General features: G+C 32.5%; 1 protein-coding gene. It reads right to left on the bottom strand.

The features are described 5' to 3' along the window. Positions 1 to 1506, bottom strand: a 1506-nt coding sequence (gene priA, locus ACI3VO_RS03050) for a replication restart helicase PriA (protein ID WP_439756506.1), incomplete at both ends; no start/stop codon positions are given.

The raw sequence follows: 1506 nt of genomic DNA, 5'->3' as shown, positions 1-1506 counted from the left end.
GTATCCTTGTCAAGCCTCAAAACTCTAACTCCATCAAATATATTTTTTATTTCTTCTTCGATTTTTTCGGTTCCTAGCCCAAATTCCTTGACGTATTTACTGTCGCATTCAGGACAGGTTTTAGGAATATGCGCTTCGTATCCGCAGTAGTGACATTTTGCTATATTTTGACTCTTGTGGTAAGTCAGCGATATATCGCAGTTTTTACATTTAAAAACATATCCGCATTCTCTACACGAAACAAAGCTCGAATATCCCCTTCTATTTAAAAATAGAATGACTTGGTTTTTATTTTTTATCTCTTCCTCTATCTGAAGTCTCAATTTATTACTCAAAAAGCTTCTATTTCCGCATTTTAATTCGTCCTTCATATCGACTACCTCTATTTTAGGAAGTGGCTTGTTGTTTGCCCTTTTTGTAAGCTCTATAAGCTCGTATTCGTCGTTTTTGGCTCTGTAATACTCCTCTACTGAAGGCGTTGCAGATCCCATCACAAGAGTTATATTTCTCTTATTTACTAAGTATCTTCCGACTTCTAGAGTTGAAAACTTCGGATTGCTCTCAGATTTATAAGAGCTCTCATGAAACTCGTCTACTATAACTACACCTAAACTGTTAAAAGGTGCAAATATAGCTGATCTAGCACCTATCAGTATTCTTATGTTTCCTTTTTTTATCTCTCTAAATACATCGTGTCTCTCGCCCTCAGACAGCCTACTGTGGAAAACTCCGACTATATCCTTGAACTTGTTTTTAAATCTAGCTATAGTCTGCGGAGTCAGAGATATCTCTGGAACTAAAACTATACTGTCAAGCCCCTGCTTTAAGGCGTAATCTATTATCTCCATATATACCTCGGTTTTACCGCTTCCTGTGACACCGTGAATCATATACGGCTTTTTATTTTCATCGAACATCTCACCGGTTATTTTTTCTATAGCTCGATTTTGTTCTTCATTTAAAACTACGTCTTTATTTTTGTAATTTAAATTAGATTCGGCCCTTCTGTAAAAATCATCGTATTTAAATTCTACTAAGTTTTTTTCCTCTAGAGATTTGATGCTAGCTTTAGATACATTCAATAAATCCATCAAATCGTTTATCTCTACATCTTGATTATTTCTGAGAAATTCTATAACCTGTCTTTGCTTATCACCTAATCGTATTTTTCGTTCCTTTATATAAAGCATCAAATCTATATAATCCATCTTTAAAGATACATAACATATTTTTATTTCATTTTTTATACTTTTGTATTCCCATTTTAGATCTATCAAAGATTCCTCTTTCATTTTGTAAAGCAAACTATTCATGCTATTTGTAACTTGATTTTTTAATGATTTCTTATCTTGTCTTTGATAATTATCAGCTAAATCATTTACTTTTTCATCTATTAATTTTTCTAATTTTATCCTGCCTTTATTATCCAAAACTTTTTGGAATACAAATTTTTTGCTTTCATTGAGCTTTTCACTTAAATCGTAGAGTTCATATGGCTCTATATCT

Origin of the sequence: Intestinibacter sp. (assembly GCF_051866655.1) — a bacterium.
Taxonomy (GTDB): Bacteria; Bacillota; Clostridia; order Peptostreptococcales; family Peptostreptococcaceae; genus Intestinibacter.
The sequence above is the reverse complement of the archived record's forward strand: the minus strand, read 5'-3'. Positions and strand labels throughout refer to the sequence as shown.